This window comes from Roseitranquillus sediminis, from assembly GCF_016918935.1.
GTDB classification, from domain to species: Bacteria; Pseudomonadota; Alphaproteobacteria; order Rhodobacterales; family Rhodobacteraceae; genus Roseitranquillus; species Roseitranquillus sediminis.
In genome coordinates this window covers 249000-265106 of the sequence record NZ_JAFFOB010000018.1, presented here as the reverse complement: position 1 = coordinate 265106, position 16107 = coordinate 249000, and the positions used below count along the sequence as shown (strand labels likewise).

Genomic DNA, 16107 nt, shown 5'->3' with positions numbered 1-16107 from the left:
GTTACTCGGCCCAGCTCGCGTTGTAGAAGCGCGGGACCTCGTCCGGCGACGGCGTGAAGTTCAGCTCGTCATTGTAGGCGTAGATCAGTGCGTATGTGAACATCGGCACGATGTAGGCCTGCTCGGAGATGATCCCGAGGAGTTCTGCGTAGGCCTCGCGGCGCACGTCCTCGTCCATCGTGTCGCCCTTCTCGAAGAGCGCGAGGACCTCGTCGTCGCGGGCATAGTCGTTCACCGAGTGGCGGAACCAGTGCCCGGTGCTGGCCAGGATGTCGCCGATCGACGTCGAACCCCACGCCTGGTACCACATCGGCAGCTGGCCCTCCTCGCGGAGCGGCGAGAGCGCCGAGATCTGCAGGTAGTTCAGGTTCACGTCGATGCCGACTGCCGCCAGATCGCCGATGATCGCCTCTACGATCGGACGCTCGCGATAGCCGTAGATCTCCGTCGAGAAGCCGTCGGGATAGCCCGCCTCGGCGAGGAGCTGCCGCGCCTTCTCGGGGTCGTACTCGTAGGTGACGGTCTGGTCGGCGATGCAACCGAACTGCGACGGCGCGCAGGCGGTGTCGATCAGGTTCGCGCCGGGGCCCATCATCGCGTCGCGGATCCCCTCGCGGTTGATCGCGTGGTTGATCGCCCTGCGGACGCGCACGTCGGTCATCGGATTGTCGCCGCTGCGGCCGGCGGCGTCGAGCCCGATGAAGCCGAAGCGGATGAGTTCGCCCGCGTCGACCTGGATCCCGGGCGCCGCTTCAAGCCGCTCCGCGGCGTCGGGCGGCACGCGCCAGATCCAGTCGAGGCCGCCGGTCATCAGCTCGATGGCCTGCGTGTTGAACTCGCCGATGCGCCTGAATTCGAGCGTGCCGATGCTGGGCTGTCCCTTCGCGCCGCCGAAATAGTCGTCGAACTTCTCCATCACGATCCGGTCGCCCGCGGCGAGCTCGGTGACGCGATAGGGGCCAGTGCCGACGGGCTCGCGCGACATGCCGTCCGGCCCGACCTCGGCGTAGTACTCGTCCGGGTAGATCGGCAGCATGTTCACGAGATAGTCGAGAATCGGCGGGAACGGCTCCGTCAGGTTCAGGCGGACCGTGTAGTCGTCGATCTTCTCGGCTCCGGAGAGGAAGAAGATGTCGCGGGGAAGCGTCTCCGTCGTGACGTAGTCGACGGTGAAGACGACGTCGTCGGCGTTGAACGGCTCACCGTTGTGGAAGACCACGTCCTCGCGAAGCTTGAGCTCGATCGTCGTGTCGTCGACGATCTCCCACGACTCGGCCAGGTGCGGCACGTACTCGCCGGTCTGAGGATCCTTGTAGATGAGCGAGTCCCAGATGTGGAACATCATCACGATGCCTTCGCGCACCGTGTGCTGGTAGTAGTCGATGCTTGACGGAAGGCTGTCGGACGCCCACCGGACGGTATCGTCCTCCTTGCCGGCATGTGCCGCTCCGCTCAGCCCGAGTGCCACGGCCAGAGAGGCCGCTCCGTAGATGCCTTGCTTCATGAAGTTCTCCCAGTTGCGCTCATTATTAGGGCCGCAGATCAGCGGCCCTTGTGGTGCTGGCAGCGGCAATGCCTGCCGCACGTCGCCGGGCGAGTAGAGGCCGCGAGAACCGTGACGTCAACCCGTCAGGCGTGGTGAAAACCTGTCCTGGTGGCGGGTGGGGCGACGCAGCCTGGCGAAGGCCCCCCGCTGCGCGGGGGGGGGGGGACCGCATCGCTTTAGGGGGCGGGCTCGATGAGGTGGACGCGGGTTGCGCGTCTGGGGCTTCTCCGAGGTGGTGATCCGACGCATCGAGGGCGCACGCGGACGGCTTCGAGATCTGGGTCGACCAGTACCCTTACGACGCCTCGGCAACCAGCATCTGCTCGGCGCTTATCCCGAGCTTGATCCGAGCGAGACCACGGTCAAGATGCGAGGGCGTCCTGCCGGTGTCGACGACGATCCATTCCATGACCGGCCTGTCCGGCCCCCCATCTACCGGATGTGCGACCGCCGCTTCATCCGCGAGGAGCTGATTGCCGACATCATGGTCTTCGATCTCAAGGGCCTGCGCGAAGTCGGCACGTTCAGTTATCCGCATCACCTGGCAGAAGGCGTGACCTACGGCATGGTCAACGGTGAACTTGCGATCGACGACGGCGCGTTCACCACGTGCGGAGCGGTCGCGTCCTCGCGCGCACTGGCGAGAACATGCGCGAAGCGCGTGAGCGGCGGCGCTGCGGCTGCCGATCCCGGCGCTCCCGGGATCGGGCGCTGAGGAGACGGGCTGGCGGGCGAGGCACCGGCGGACAGTCGGATCAAACCACGGCGGAACGCGAGAGCGCGCCGGCCCAGACTTTTGGCCAGCCATCTGACCCCGGGTGTCCCCTCAGCCAGCTTCGCTCCACCGCCCAATGCCATACCAGAACCGGTTGAGCTCGGACTGCGCGCCGGCAAGTTGGGTGGAGCGGCAGAGGTCCAGCGCCGCGTTCTCGATGGCGGCTTCGCCGCCTTGAACGGCGATCTGCACGCCCGCCCTGTGCAGCGTGCGGTAGTCTGCATCTCGCGCGAGGTCGCGGTCGGAGCGGCCCTGGCCCTTTTCGAGGAGCCGGGCGAAGGCGGAGCGGGCGTCCTCGAGGGCGCGCACGCTGCTGAATGTCTGATACGTCGTCATGCGAGGTACCTGCCGGATCTTCGCGGCAAAACATGGGCGGCAATGCGGCAGGAGGCTTGTCAGGACGTCCCAGCACATCAATTTGCGGATGTCACGTAATGCCCCACGGCGGCTCCGAGTTCCGATGCATCGATGTCCCGGGCGCCTCGATCCAACTCGCGCGTGCGCAGGCCCGCGGTCGTTTAGGCCTCCTCTGAAGCCACCTTCCGGGTCTCGCCGGTCGCAACCAGGGTGCGCGTCGCGTCGGCTGAGGCGTATGTCCAGAAGATCGCCATCGGAGCGTCTGTCTCGTTCAGGAACCGGTGCGGCACGCCCGGCGGCACCCAGGTGACGTCGCCGGTGCGCATCTCGTGGCGGGTGCCGTCGATCTCGACCGTTCCGGTCCCCTCGATCACCATGACGCTTTCTTCGCAGTCGTGAAAGTGCAGGCCGATGGAGGCGCCTGGGTCGAAGGCGGTGATCCCGTTGATCATCGCCTCCGATCCGATTTTGCGCGTGACCAGCTGCGTGGTGCGGGCACCGTTGCCCCGATCCTTGGTGGGGCGTTCGTCCGGGCGCAGGATCGCGGGGGTGCGGGTCATGAGATCATCCCTTCCTTCGTGGTCAGCCGGTCAATCCAGTCCAGGCCATCGCTTGTGGCGCGAGCAGGTTCGTATTCGCAGCCGAGCGCACCGGAATAGCCGATGGCACTCAGCGAGGCACAGAGCGCGACGAAGTCGACGCCGCCGGTGCCGGGTTCATGCCGGCCGGGGTAGTCGGACAGGTGGACGTGGGCGATCCTCGAGCCAAGGTCGCGGATCGTCGCGGACGGATCCAGCCCTTCGGCGGCGGTGTGGTAGACGTCCAGCAGCAGCCCGATCCCATCTACGCCCGCGGCGTCTATGACTGCGGTGGCTTCTGCCGGCGTAGCGATCAGGTAGTCCGGCACGGCCTCCCGGCACATCGGCTCGACGATCACCCTCAGGCCGCGCCTCGCCGCCTGCGTCTGAGCGTGGGCGAGGTTCTCGGCCAGGCATTCCAGATGCGCGCTTCCGCGGCTCGCCCGCGGGACGATGCCGGCCATGACATGGACCAGCGGCGATCCGACCGCGGCGGCGAAATCAAGCCCTTCATCGAACGTATCGCGGAACTCGGCGCGGCGGTCGGGCAGGCCGGCGATTCCCTTCTCGCCTTTGGCGCGGTCGCCGCCGTAGATGCCCACCTGCGCAAGCCCCAGCTCAGCGGCGGATAGGCGCGCGCGCCAGTCCTCGGCCGGAATGCGCCACGCCTCCGGGTCCTCGACCGCGCCGAACCCTGCACGCGCGGCGGCCTCCACGCGCTCCTCGAACGGCAGCTCGGTGAAAAGCCAGCGGACATGCGCGCTGATCGTCCATCGTTGAGTCACGAGGGGAAGACCCTCTCCAGCTCTGCGATCTTCTCGGCGTCCAGCAGGCGCGTCCTTTGGCCGGAGAGCAGGAAGAAGAGCTTCGCGCTCTCCTCCAGCTCCTCGCTGGTCCAGACCGCGTCCTCCAGCGACTTGCCGGCGACGACGGGACCGTGGTTCGCCAGCAGCATGGCGTGATGGCCGCGGGCCGCGGCGCGCACCGCCTCCGCGAGCCCCTTGTCGCCGGGGCGGAAGTAGGGGACCAGCGGCAGCTTGCCGACCTTCATCACGTGATAGGCGGTGACCGGCGGCAGCACGTCCGCCTCGTTCTCATGGTCGAGGCAGGAGACGCCGACCGCATGGGTGCAGTGCAGATGCACCACCGAGCGGGCGCTCTCGCGTTCGGCGTACATGGCGAGGTGAAAGAAGGTCTCCTTCGACGGTTTGTCCCCGGAGAGCAGCGTGCCGTCCGGCGCGACATGGGAGATACGGGCAGGATCCAGCATCCCGAGGCAGGTGTTTGTCGGCGTCACGAGGAGCGAACCGTCATCCAGGCGGAGCGAGATGTTCCCCGCGCTCCCGTGCGCAAGCCCGCGCCCGTAGAGAAGCTGTCCCATCCGGGCGATGCGGTCTCGGTGGCGCGTCAGTTCTCCTGTCACGACGCATCTCCTGCAAGCCGTCTTGCGGCGCGGGCGAAGAAGTCGGGGCCGCCGAAGTTGCCGGACTTGAGCGCCAGCGCGACTTCGGGGTCGTTCGAGACGAGCACCGGCACGCCCGCATCGATCTCCGGGCCGATGCGCAGCGCGCTGGGCGCGATCGCCTGCGCCACAGCACCAGAGGTTTCGCCCCCGGCGACGACGATCCGCGAGAAGCCGGCCTCGACGAGGCGGCGCGCGGCTTCGGCAAAGAGCCTCTCCAGCGCGTCCGATGCCACCTCGCGTCCGTGCCGCTCCTGCGCGGCGCGCACCACTTCGGGCGAGGCGGAGGAATAAACGAGCGGCAGGGCGTCGGCGTGGCCGAGCGCGAAGTCCACCACGTCTTCTGCGGTGATGTCGCCCGCCACTGCATCGTCGACCGAAACTTCCAGCGCCGGCGCGCCGGTGGCGAGATGCGTCTCGATCTGCGCCCGGGTCGCGCGTGAGCAGGAGCCCGACAGGATCACCGCACGGCCGGCGACGGTCGGCAGTTCCGGTGCGCCGCCGGTTGCACGCCCGACCTCGATGAAGCTCGCCGGCAGACCCAGCGCGATGCCCGAGCCGCCGGTGATCAGCCGCGCGCCGCGGGCGGCGCGGCCCAGCGTCACGAGATCGTCGTCGGTCGCGGCGTCGGCGACGACCAGCGTCTCGACCCGCTCCGCCGCCTCGGCGAGCGCGGCGGCGATTGCTTCGCTGCCCTTCCGCACCACCGGCGCCGCCACGAGCCCGACAGGCGTCGCGCACTGGCGACCGAGCCAGCGGCGGATGTCGGGGTCCGTCATCGGGGTCAGCGGATGATCCTCCATCCCGCTCTCGCTCAAGAGCCTGTCGCCGACGAAGAGATGTCCCTGATGGATGCTGCGCCCAGTGGCCGGAAAGGCGGGGCAGACGATCACGCCCCGCACGCCCAGCCGGTCCGCGAGTGCTTCGGCCACGGGGCCGATGTTGCCTTCGGGCGTGGAGTCGAAGGTGGAGCAGTACTTGAACACGATCTGCTCGGCGCCCTGCGACAGCAGCCAGTCCAGCGCCTCGAGCGAGAGCGAGACGGCCTCCGCCACGGGGATGGAGCGGGACTTGAGCGAGATCACCCCCGCCTCGACGTCCTGGGGCGCCGGTCCGCTCGGGATGCCGATGAATTGCGAGGTCCGCAGGCCGCCCTGACCAGGCAGGCCCCGCGTCAGCGTGTTGGCGATGTCGCTCGCCCCGGTGAAGTCGTCTGCGATGACGCCGATCAGCATCACGCGGACCGCTCGCTTCGGGGCGCCTCGAGCAGCTCGCGCATCCGCTCGACCGCCGCCTCCGGTGCCGTCAGCACCGGGACGTCGACGACGGCGCGAACCGCGTCGGCCGCGCGCGAGGTCGAGAAATGCGCCAGCATGATCGCGTCCCTGTCCACGAGGTCCGTAGCCTTTTCGGCCACTAGCCGGTTGTGCGTCTCGGCGTCGCCGGCCCTCAAGAGGTCGATTGCCCGCTCCACGACGACCGTCTCGAGTTCCGCCTCGGCGCCCGTCTCGGCCTTGAAGGTCGCCCACTCGTCTTCCATCGTCCGGACCGCGGGAGCGAAGGTCGCGAGCATGCCGATCTTGCGGCCCTGTGCGATGGCGGCGCGGAACATCGCCTCGTTCGGGCGCGTCACCGGGATCGGGAGTTCCGCCTGCATCCGGTCGATGGCGGGACCGAAGGCGGAGCAGGTGATGAGGATGCCGTCGGCGCCGCGCCGATGCGCGTAGCGGCCGAGGTCCACGAAGCGCTCGATCAGCGCTTCGCTCAGATCGTCGCCCTCGTCGGCCCGGTCCAGCGTGAGCCCGTCGTCGAGCAGGTTCATCGCGCGTGCCTGGGGCCAGAGCGCCTTCATGGCATCGGTCACCGGCTGCATGGCGACGGGGGTGGCGTGGAAGAGAACGATGGTTGGCGCTGGCCTCATGCTTTCGCGTTTCCTTCCTCGGCGAGTCGCGAAACCAGCCCGCCCTTGCGATAGGCTTCCGCCGCCTCCGGTGTGGTCAGGTGGTCCAGGAAGCGGCGGCCGGCGGCGGGATCGCTTGCCTCGGCGAAGAGCGCGACGGAAAAGTCGGTGTCCTTCTGCAGCTCCGGCGGGAGCGGGCCGGCGATGTCGACCCCGTCCACCGTCATCAGTTCACTAATCTGCTGGATGGCCAGGTCGGCACGTCCCGCCACGATCTCGCGCGCGGTGAAGCCCTCGGGGATGATCGACGCCTTGGCGGTCACTTCGTCGGCGATCCCCAGCCGTTCCAGAAGGCCCACGAAGAACTGACCGGAAGCGCCGGCTTGCGAGAAGGCGACCGAGCGTGCGGCGAGGAGCGTCTCGCGCACCGCGTCGGCATTCGAAAGGTCCGGTTTCGGCGCCCCGGGCGCGACGGCGAACCCCATCCGCGCGGTGGCAATCGGCGTGATCGTCGCGCTATCGACGATGCCCTCGTTGGCAAGCTCGGCCATCGAGTCGTCGATCAGGATCGTGACGTCGCCCCGCGCTCCGCCGCGGATCCGGTCCATCATCACCTTGGTCGGATTCCACTCCACGTCGGGCGCGCTTCCCTCGGCCGCCTCGAACGAGGGGAGAAGGTGAAGCGTCAGGGCGCGCTCGACCGCGAGCGAGCTCAGCACTTTCAGAGGCATAGGTTCAGGCTCCTGTGGAAACTGGTGCGGCGCAGGCTGCGACCCGCCGCAGGTAATCTGGCGAAAGATCGGTGAGGCGCCGGACGCCCACCAGCGCGAGGTCGCGGTCGATCTCGGACTGCAGCACGCGAACTGCGTGACGCACCGTCTCCGCGCCGCCGATGACGGCGGCGTAGATGAACGGTCGGCCGAGGAAGACGAAATCGGCGCCGAGCGCGTAGGCCTTCAGCACGTCGGTGCCGCGGCGGAACCCGCTGTCTATCATGACCTTCATGTCACCCTTGAGCGCGATAGTCTCCGCGAGCAGCTCGAACGGCGAGACGGCCGCGTCGAGCTGCCGCCCGCCGTGGTTCGACATCAGGACGCCATCGGCGCCGCACTCGCGGGCGATCCGCGCGTCCTCGGGCGCAATGATGCCCTTGATGACCAGGTTGCCCTTCCACCGCTTGCGGATCGCCTCCACATGCTTCCAAGCCAGCTCGTCCCGCCGAGCGGTGTTGCGCTTGAGCTTCGACATCATCGGAGGTCCACGCTCAGCGTCGGTGTTCTCAAAATAAGGGGCGCCATGCAGAGCGAAGGTGCGCGCGACCACACCGAGTGTCCAGCGCGGCGCAATTGCGCACTGCCAGACCACCTTCGGCGTTATCTTGATCGGCATCGAGAAGCCCGACCGCTCGTTGTGTTCCCGGTTGCCCAGCATCGGCGTATCACCGGTCACGACGAGGGTCTCGAAGCCGGCGTCGGCGACACGATCGGTCAGCTTGTCGATGCGCGGCTGGTCCCCGGCTAGATAGGCCTGGAACCAGGCGTCCGGGTTGATGGCATGGATGTCCTCAAGCCGGATCAGAGACGAGGCGGACAGGATCATAGGCACCCTCTCAGAGGCCGCCGCCCGCGCCAGCTCCGCGTCACCGCGGTAGGCGACGAAAGCCGCGCCGCCGATCGGGCCGATGCCGAAGGGAGCGTTCCAGCGCTTGCCGAACAGTTCGACCGACTGGTTCCGGTCCGACACGTCGCGGAACATTCGCGGGAGAAGCTGCAGGTTGTCGAGAGCGGTTCGGCTGGCCTGCATCGAGCTGCCGGTTTCGACTGCGCCGGCGACGTACTGGTGGATCATCCTTGGCAGCCGCCGGCGCGCATGACGCTCGAAGTCGTCGAGCGCGAGCAGGTCGCGATGGCGCCGCAACCCTCGGCGCGTTGCAGCGCCGCCGTGCCCCGAGGGCGCGTTCGCGCCGCGCTCCGCCGGCTGCTGTCCGGTAAGGCTTTCCCCCATCGTCGACACGTCAGCCATGCCTCCTTCAATGCCGCTCCCCCGGAAAACCGGGGGAGACAAGATCGTCGCGGCCGTGGAAACCACAGGCGGATGGCCGTCGTCAATATTGTTGACAAAATTATCGGCCTGCATGTAGCCGTGATACGAGCCTCGGGCGTCGGAGTGTCACGAGGTCGGAAAAGAAACTGGGGGAGGAGACCCATATGCCCTTGAAGTCAACGATGACCGCCGTCGCGACCATTGCGCTGTCGGCAACCTTTGCGCAGGCACAGGACCATGCGAACGTCGAACTTCCGGGAACGATTCGCGTGATCGTGGCCTACAGCGCCGGCGGTTCGTCGGACACGCTTGCGCGCGTAACGATCCCCGCCTGGGAGGCCGAGCTCGAGGAGCTGACCGGGCAGTCCGTCTCCACCGTGATTGCGAACATGCCTGGCGCGGGCGGCGAGATCGGCTGGACCAATCTCGCCAACGCCGAGCCAGACGGATCCACCATCGGAATCATCAACCTGCCGGCGGTCCCGATCGTGGGCAAGGCGCGGGACGCGGCCTACTCGCCGTGGATCGAAAGCTTCGCACCGATCGGCGTCAACGTCATCGATCCGAACGTCGTCATGCTCGCGAACAGCTCGGAATACGAGACGCTCGACGAGGCGATCGCGGCGGCCAAGGAAGATCCGGGCTCCGTCACGGTCGGCGCAGACGGTCCGCTTTCTGACGACCATGTGGCGATGTACCAGCTGCAGCGCGCGACCGATGCGGAATTCGCCTTCATTCCCTTCTCCGGCACCGCGCCGGCGATGCGCGCCTTCCTGTCGGGTGAGGTCGACATCGCCATCGGCAACACCTTCGATTACCTGACCAACGAACAGGGCGCGAAGGATGCCTTCGTGCTCCGCGCGGAACGCTACGACTTCATTCCCGACGTGCCGACGATCGAAGAGGCGATGGGAGTCGGGCCGATTCCGGGCGGTTCGACGCGGGGCTTCGCGGCGCCGGCCGGTACACCCGGTGACATTCTCGCCGTCTACCGCGAGGCGCTGGCCAACGCGTACGCTGACGAAGAGGTCGTGGCCGAGATGCGGGAGGCAAACATCACGACGGTGGAGCCGCTGATCGGCGAGGAATTCGGCGCCGAGATGCAGTCAGTCGACCAGCTGGCGGAGGAGCTCATCCCGCTGTTCCGCGATGGCGGCTACCTCGACAACTGACGAAATAGTCGCGGGCCGGCCCCCCCCTGCGCCGGCCCGCGCACTCCAGGGAGGAAGAAGCGATGCTGGCGCGCTTCAGAAGGAATCCGCTCGAGACGATCGTTCTGGTCGTGCTTTTGGTGCTTGGAATCGCGGGCTGGATGATGTCGCAGAACTTCCGCGGCGATGCCGGAACCTGGCCGGGTGTCATCATGATCATGATGAGCGTAGGGGCCTTGCTCGTTCTCGGCGCGCAATTCCTCGGCCCTGTCGACGAGACCGCCGAGACCCCCGCTGCCACGGAGATGAGCGGCAAGGTCAGGATCGCGATCAACGTGGCGATCCTCGTCGTCTACATCCTCGCGGTGACGAGCGTCGGCCTCTATGCGTCGACCGCCATCTACCTCTTCGGCCACATGCTCTATCTTGGCATCCGCCCCGTCTGGCTCGCCATCGCGACGAGCGTCGCCGTGGCGGCGGTGCTGTGGATGTTCTTCGGCTACGTTCTCGGGATCTCGATCTCGAACACCCTCCTGTTCTGAGTATTGCAGATGACCAGTCTCATCGACGGCCTCCTGATCGCGCTCGAGCCGGCGAACCTGCTCTATGCCATGGCCGGTGCGGTCCTCGGCATCGTCTTCGGTTCGCTGCCCGGCGTCTCCGCCACGCTCGGGATTGCGCTCCTGGTTCCGCTGACGTTCGGGTTCGACCCTGTTCCGGCGCTCATCTTCCTCGGCGCCGTCTACTGTGGCGCGATCTATGGCGGCTCGATCTCCGCGATCCTTCTGAACGTCCCGGGCACGCCGGCGGCGGTCGCGACGATGATCGACGGCTACGAGATGACAAAGCAGGGTCGCGGTGGGCTGGCGCTGGGGCTTGCAACCATCGCCTCGATGATCGGCGGGCAGGTCTCGGCACTGGTGCTGCTCTTCGCTGCGCCCCTCGTTTCGGCGTGGGCCCTCGAAATTCGCTCCGCCGAGTTCTTCTGGATCGTCCTATTCGCGATGTCGACTGTGGGCGCGATCGGCACGGGCTCGCCGCTCAAGGGTCTCTTGGCGGCCATCGTCGGACTGGCCATCGGCACCATCGGAGCGCATCCGCTGACCGGCGAGGTGCGGTATACCTTTGGCGAGCTCGCTCTCTACGAAGGCGTGCCCGTGGTATCCGCCCTCGTCGGCCTCTTCTCCATCAGCCAGGTCCTGGCACTGGCCGAGGGGCGGGGCATGGAGAAGCAGGTCGAGATTCCAACCGTCGGCCGGCTCTGGCCCGGAGGGGCGCTCCTGTGGCGGCTCAAGAAGCACTTGGCCCGCTCCTCGCTGATCGGGGTCTTCGTCGGACTCATCCCGGGTGCCGGCGCCGACATCGCGTCCTTCATCGGCCGGTCCGAGGCGCATCGCTACGCGCGTGAGCCAAAAAGGTTCGGCCACGGCTCGGAAGAGGCGATCGTCGGGGCCGAAGCCGCGAACAACGGCGTCGTGGGCGGCAGCCTGATCCCGATGCTGACGCTCGGCATCCCCGGCAACGCGGTTACGGCGGCGCTCCTTGGAGGGCTTCTGATCCACGGCCTCATTCCGGGGCCGACGCTCTTCCAGCAGGCGCCCGACGTCCTCTACCCGTTCATCTTCTCGCTCTTCATCGCCAACGCGATGTTCGCGCTGATCGCCTTCGGCGCACTGCGCTACATCGCCAAGATCGTCCTGGTCCCGCAGGGTGTGGTCGCGCCGGTCGTCGCCGCGCTCGCCGTGGTCGGCGCCTACTCGTTCCGCTCGATCCCCTTCGACATCTGGATCATGTTCGCGATGGGGATCTTCGGCTACATCCTGCGGCGCGCCGACTTCCCGCTCGCTCCGATCATCCTCGGGCTGATCCTCGGGCCGCTGGCGGAGAGCAATCTCGACCGCGTGCAGACGCTTGCCGGAGCGGCGGATCTCAGCGTGATGGGCTTCTTCATGCAGCGCTGGATCACGATAATCCTCATGGTCCTGACAGTGGCTACCGTCGCCTTCTCGTTCTGGCGCGACATCCGCGTGCGGCGCGTGGAGGACACGCGGCCGGAAGGCCCGGAGTGAGCGATGGGTGCGACGCCACGCTCTGACGATGCGACCCGTGCGGTGCGCCAGGCGCTGGAGATCGACATTGTCGTGGGCCGCATCTATCCGCGAGAGCGGCTGGTCGAGGAACAGCTCGTCGAGCGCTTCTCCATCAGCCGCCATGTCGTGCGCCGGGTACTGGCCGACCTGGAGAGCGACGGCCTCGTCGTCCGTTCGGCCGGGCGCGGCGTGGTGGTGGCCGAGTACAGCTCGGCCGAGGTGCGGGAGCTCTACGACATGCGCGCCTTCCTCGAGCGCGAGGCTGCCCTGCGTATTCCCGCCAAGGTGCCGGACGATGCGCTGGCCGAGATCGGCGCGGTGCTTGCCGCCTGGACCGAGGCGGCCGAGGCCGGAGACCTGCTGGGCATCGTCTCGAACAACAAGACGTACCACGAGAAGATCTACGCGCTGTGCGGCAACCGCTTTCTCGCGATGGGCATCCATCAGTTCGCGAAGCGCGCGAACCTCGTGCGCTTTTCGGCTTCGACCGAACCGGATTTCGTGGCGCGCACCCGCCGGGAGCATGATGAGCTCTTCGAGCTGCTCCAGTCCTCCGACCGGCAGCGGCTGGCCGAGCTCTGCGTCGCCCACATCATGCCGGCGGCCGAGCTCTACATCGCTCGCCGCCGCCAGATCGAGGGAGTTGCCGCCCGAGGGCTCGGTCTCGGTCCCCAACCGGATTGAGGAGCGCAACCGGCATAGCCAAACCGAACAGAGGAGGCGCCACGCGTGAATCGACACGGCAGCGGCCCCCGCTCCTCTGGACGATGAGGTTTGGCATTTCGGCTAGCGCGCGTTGAGCAAGCCGCCTCAGCGCACCAGCGAGCGATCCATCTCCTCGAGCGAGGCGATGCCGAGCAGCGTCATCGTCCGGTCCACCTCGTCGGCAAGGAGTTCGATGCCGTGCCGGACGCCTGCTTCGCCGGCGATGGCGGCGGCAAACAGAAACGGCCGTCCTACGAACACGAACCGAGCGCCGTAGGCGAGCGCCTTCATCACGTCGGTGCCCCTCCTGACGCCACTGTCGAGCATGACGGTCATCGGCTGCGACACCTCGACGATCTCCGGAAGGACCGCCATGGGGGACAGGGCTCCGTCGAGCTGTCGCCCTCCGTGGTTGGAGACAACGATGCCGTCCGCTCCGGCCTCGCGTGCCCGCTCCGCGTCCGCGACCGCTAGCACGCCCTTGAGGACGAGGTTGCCGGACCAGCGCTTGCGGATCATGTCGATGTGGCGCCAGGCCAGCCTCTCGCGTCCCTTGAACGAGCGCTCGACGTGGCGCGACACGATCGGAGGCCCGCGCCTCACGTCGAGGTTCTCGAAATGCGGCATGCCGTGGTTGCGAAGCGTCCGGAACGCCGTGCCGAAGAGCCAGGACGGATGGGTAATGCCCTGCCATGCCAGGCGCGGCGTCGGCTTCATCGGCGTGGAGAAGCCGTTGCGGATGTTGTGCTCGCGGTTGCCGTTCGTCGGCACGTCGACAGTGACGACGAGCGTCTCGTAGCCTGCCGCCGCCACGCGATCAACCATCTGCATCAGGCTGTCGTCGTCGCCGGGGAGGTAGCCTTGAAACCAGCGGCTGCCTTCCTCGGCGACCCTTTCGAGGCGCGTGAGCGATGTCGCGCTCATCATCGCAGGGATGCCCGACGCATTCGCCGCCCGCGCGAGCGTCACGTCACCGTCGTAGGCCGCGAGCGCGGAGAGGCCCATCGGCGCTATGCCGAAGGGGTGGGCATACTCGCGGCCGAAGATGGTGACCCGCTGGTTCCGCTCGGTGTGCCCGGCGAGCACGCGGGGCGCGAAGCGGACCTTGGCGAAGTCCTCACGGTTGGCGGCGAAGCTGACGCCGCTCTCGGTCGCCCCGGCGACATAGGCGAAGATCGGGCGGGGCAGGTGGCGCCGCGCCGCCGGCTCGAAGTCCTCCAGAGATAGGATCGATCGCAGCCGCCGGTTCGGCCGTCCCTGCGCGGGGCGGATCTCCTCGGGCGCGGGCTCGGTCGGAGCAACCTTGGTCGTGGGAGTGCCGCTCGTCATTGCGACTACGCGCCTTCCGACGCGAACTCGCAGCCGCGCTTCCGCAGCGTCTCGTCGACCCAAGAGCGATCATAGGTGCCGTCGGCGATCTGCGAGAACTCCCGCTGCTCGGCGGCCTGTTTCGCCTCGGCGGCGGCGAGAATGCTCTCCGCCATGGCAAGGGGCACGCAGAGGATCCCGTCGCCATCGCCGATGATGAGGTCGCCCGGCTCGACCACCATTCCGTCGATCGCGACCGGCACGTTGATCTCGCCCGGGCCGTCCTTGTAGGGGCCGCGGTGCGTCACGCCCGCGGCAAAGACCGGCATGCCTGCCTTTTCGCGGATGTCGTCGACGTCACGGATGGCGCCGTTGATCACGAAGCCGGCGATCTCCCGGCGCTTTGCCATCGTCGTCATGATGTCGCCGATGATCGCGTTGCTGAGGTCGCCGCCGGCATCCACCACGATCACGTCGCCGGGTTCGGCGATGTCGATCGCCTTGTGCACCATGAGGTTGTCGCCCGGGCGGCTCTTCACCGTGAGCGCGGGGCCGACCAGGCGCAGGCCGCGCTCGTGGTACGGGCGCAGCCGTGCCCCGCCGGCCGTCATGCGGCTCATCGAGTCGCTGACATTTGCGACGGGAAGGGCGGAGAAGCGCTGAGCGATGTCGCTGGACACGGCGCGTGTTCGCGGCAGGACGCGGAAACCTACGGTCATCTCATTTCTTCCTTTCGGTGTTCGTTTTCGGTGTCGGCGAGCGCGTCGAGCACCTTCTGCGCGATTGCCACGCCCACGCGCTCAAGACCGCCGTTGGTCGATGCGCCGAGGTGCGGTGTCGCCAAAAAGTTGGCGCAGGCAAGCAGCGGGTGATCCGCCGCCGGCGGCTCGACGCTGAAGACGTCCGAGGCTGCGCCGGCGAGATGGCCTTCCCGGAGACACTGCGCCAGCGCCTCCTCGTCGACGATCCCGCCGCGCGCGCAGTTCACGAGGTAGGCGCCCCGTGGCATCTTGCCGAGCATCTTTGCGTCGATCATCCCGCGCGTGATCTCGTCGAGCGGAACGTGGATGAAGAGCAGCCGGCTGCCGGCTAGCAGCGTGGACAGGTCGTCGTGCCGGCCGATGCCCTCGGGCCAGTCGTGCTCGGCGATCCCGGGATCTACGGCCGAAACGGTGCAGCCGAAGCCATACTTCAGCCTGTGAGCGACCGCCGATCCGATGGCGCCGAGGCCGAGGATGCCGCACGGCAACTCGGCGAGCTCGTATCCGATCAGGTCGCTTCCGGTGGGCAACCGGCCGGCGCGCAAGGCGGCATCGTGGCCGCCGATGTTGCGGATGAGATTGAGGGCAAAGGCAACCGCCAGATCGGCGACCGACGGCGCGTTCACGCCCGGCGTCGACAGGACGCGGATGCCAGCGGCTTCGGCCGCAGAGACATCGATGTTGTCTGTACCGGCGCCGTGCTTGCCGATCACCTTGAGAAGCGGTGCGCTCGCGACGTCGTCGGCAGTCACACGCGCCCCGCGTACGATGAGCGCGTGGCAGCGCTGCCGTGCGGCATCGGCTTCTCCAGGCGCGATGACATCCGCCGACTGCGCAAGCAGCTCCATGGCGGCGGGATGAATTCTCTCGAGGACCCCGATCGTATGGCGGGCTCTGCTCATGCCGGAATGCGCTCCGAAAGCTTGGCGGCTTCGAGCGAAGCGGACCAAGCATAGCGCGACGAATCGAGACGGGGCAGGGTGGACGGACGCGACGCCCATCCAGTGCTTGCGCCTGCTGGCGCCGCAGTTAGCACGATGCTCACGCTCCCGGGCGATTCCGTGGGGGTTGCCGATGCGGTCTGCGGGCACGAACGGGAGCCTGCCGAGGGCTGCGCGACGCGCGCCATTCCGGCAGCTTGCCAGCGCGTGGCGCGAGCACGATCGGCCTCGCCAGGGCGGAGCAGCCGGGCCGACGGCGCCCAAGGAAGCTCGTTCGTCTCGCTCGCCATGTCTCCTCCGACTTTCGCAATCGGTACAGAAAAAAGACAAAGTCGCGCAGCTGTGCAAGCTCAATATTTCTTCGCAGGCTCGCAGAGCGGCTGCCGCATGGTGAAATAGCCATATCTTACACACGCTTGCCAGATCACCTGTCGACGCCGTGTTCATGGGCTTTGACCAAGCAGATCTTCTGCCTTAAGCAGTCTGTGTC

Annotated in this window: 17 protein-coding genes; 5 read left to right on the top strand and 12 right to left on the bottom strand. The window is 67.5% G+C overall.

The features are described from left to right. Nucleotide 1: 1 nt before the first annotated feature. Entirely contained in the window at nt 2-1504 is a 1503-nt protein-coding gene (locus JM664_RS13155) for an ABC transporter substrate-binding protein (RefSeq protein WP_227420376.1), read from the bottom strand. 481 nt (nt 1505-1985) lie between these two features. Here JM664_RS13155 and JM664_RS13150 point away from each other — a divergent pair, with 481 nt between their 5' ends. Further along, the gene (locus JM664_RS13150) at nt 1986-2261 is read left to right on the top strand and encodes a hypothetical protein (RefSeq protein WP_227420375.1); all 276 of its coding nucleotides are present in this window, start codon (nt 1986-1988) and stop codon (nt 2259-2261) included. Between the two features lie 111 nt (nt 2262-2372). Here JM664_RS13150 and JM664_RS13145 read toward each other — a convergent pair whose 3' ends face one another. The 8 genes from JM664_RS13145 to JM664_RS13110 all read right to left on the bottom strand — a co-directional run bounded on the left by JM664_RS13145 (nt 2373) and on the right by JM664_RS13110 (nt 8640). Then, nucleotides 2373-2657, bottom strand: coding sequence for a hypothetical protein (locus tag JM664_RS13145; RefSeq protein ID WP_227420374.1), 285 nt, complete (start codon nt 2655-2657; stop codon nt 2373-2375). A gap of 182 nt (nt 2658-2839) precedes the next feature. After that, the gene (locus JM664_RS13140; protein ID WP_227420373.1) at nt 2840-3238 is read right to left on the bottom strand and encodes a cupin domain-containing protein; all 399 of its coding nucleotides are present in this window, start codon (nt 3236-3238) and stop codon (nt 2840-2842) included. Continuing rightward, the gene (locus JM664_RS13135; protein ID WP_227420372.1) at nt 3235-3972 is read right to left on the bottom strand and encodes a hydroxypyruvate isomerase family protein; all 738 of its coding nucleotides are present in this window, start codon (nt 3970-3972) and stop codon (nt 3235-3237) included. Before JM664_RS13135 ends, JM664_RS13140 begins: the two co-directional genes overlap by 4 nt. Before the next feature lie 65 nt (nt 3973-4037). Next, nucleotides 4038-4679, bottom strand: coding sequence for a 3-oxo-tetronate 4-phosphate decarboxylase (gene otnC / locus JM664_RS13130; RefSeq protein WP_227420371.1), 642 nt, complete (start codon nt 4677-4679; stop codon nt 4038-4040). Further along, complete coding sequence (otnK, locus tag JM664_RS13125) at nt 4676-5953, bottom strand: 3-oxo-tetronate kinase (RefSeq protein ID WP_227420459.1); 1278 nt, start codon at nt 5951-5953, stop codon at nt 4676-4678. The genes otnC and otnK overlap by 4 nt, the downstream gene beginning before the upstream one ends. After that, nucleotides 5953-6639 carry an aspartate/glutamate racemase family protein gene (locus JM664_RS13120; RefSeq protein WP_227420370.1) on the bottom strand — a complete coding sequence of 229 codons (687 nt, stop codon included), beginning with the start codon at nt 6637-6639 and terminating at the stop codon, nt 5953-5955. The genes otnK and JM664_RS13120 overlap by 1 nt, the downstream gene beginning before the upstream one ends. Next, a complete protein-coding gene (locus tag JM664_RS13115; protein WP_227420369.1) occupies nt 6636-7349 on the bottom strand; it encodes a substrate-binding domain-containing protein in 714 nt (237 codons plus the stop codon). Before JM664_RS13115 ends, JM664_RS13120 begins: the two co-directional genes overlap by 4 nt. A 4-nt stretch (nt 7350-7353) precedes the next feature. Beyond that, entirely contained in the window at nt 7354-8640 is a 1287-nt protein-coding gene (locus tag JM664_RS13110; protein ID WP_227420368.1) for an alpha-hydroxy acid oxidase, read from the bottom strand. A gap of 185 nt (nt 8641-8825) precedes the next feature. On the opposite strand from JM664_RS13110, the gene JM664_RS13105 reads away from it, so the two are divergent. From JM664_RS13105 to JM664_RS13090, 4 genes are all read left to right on the top strand, one after another. Then, entirely contained in the window at nt 8826-9833 is a 1008-nt protein-coding gene (locus tag JM664_RS13105) for a Bug family tripartite tricarboxylate transporter substrate binding protein (RefSeq protein ID WP_227420367.1), read from the top strand. Between the two features lie 62 nt (nt 9834-9895). Continuing rightward, nucleotides 9896-10354, top strand: a complete 459-nt coding sequence (locus JM664_RS13100) for a tripartite tricarboxylate transporter TctB family protein (protein WP_227420366.1) — start codon at nt 9896-9898, stop codon at nt 10352-10354. 9 nt (nt 10355-10363) lie between these two features. Further along, nucleotides 10364-11881, top strand: coding sequence for a tripartite tricarboxylate transporter permease (locus JM664_RS13095; protein WP_227420365.1), 1518 nt, complete (start codon nt 10364-10366; stop codon nt 11879-11881). A 3-nt stretch (nt 11882-11884) separates the two neighbouring features. After that, on the top strand, nt 11885-12586 hold the full coding sequence (locus tag JM664_RS13090) for a GntR family transcriptional regulator (protein WP_227420364.1): 702 nt from the start codon (nt 11885-11887) through the stop codon (nt 12584-12586). Between the two features lie 126 nt (nt 12587-12712). Here the strand turns inward: JM664_RS13090 and JM664_RS13085 are convergent, their stop codons facing one another. Genes JM664_RS13085 through JM664_RS13075 form a run of 3 tightly spaced genes read right to left on the bottom strand, consistent with a single transcriptional unit; the run spans nt 12713 to nt 16064 of the window. Further along, nucleotides 12713-13936: an alpha-hydroxy acid oxidase gene (locus JM664_RS13085; RefSeq protein WP_227420363.1), complete on the bottom strand. Its 1224-nt coding sequence runs from the start codon at nt 13934-13936 to the stop codon at nt 12713-12715. A 5-nt stretch (nt 13937-13941) separates the two neighbouring features. Continuing rightward, on the bottom strand, nt 13942-14634 hold the full coding sequence (locus JM664_RS13080) for an RraA family protein (protein WP_227420362.1): 693 nt from the start codon (nt 14632-14634) through the stop codon (nt 13942-13944). Beyond that, entirely contained in the window at nt 14631-16064 is a 1434-nt protein-coding gene (locus JM664_RS13075; RefSeq protein WP_227420361.1) for an NAD(P)-dependent oxidoreductase, read from the bottom strand. The genes JM664_RS13080 and JM664_RS13075 overlap by 4 nt, the downstream gene beginning before the upstream one ends. Nucleotides 16065-16107 lie beyond the last annotated feature (43 nt).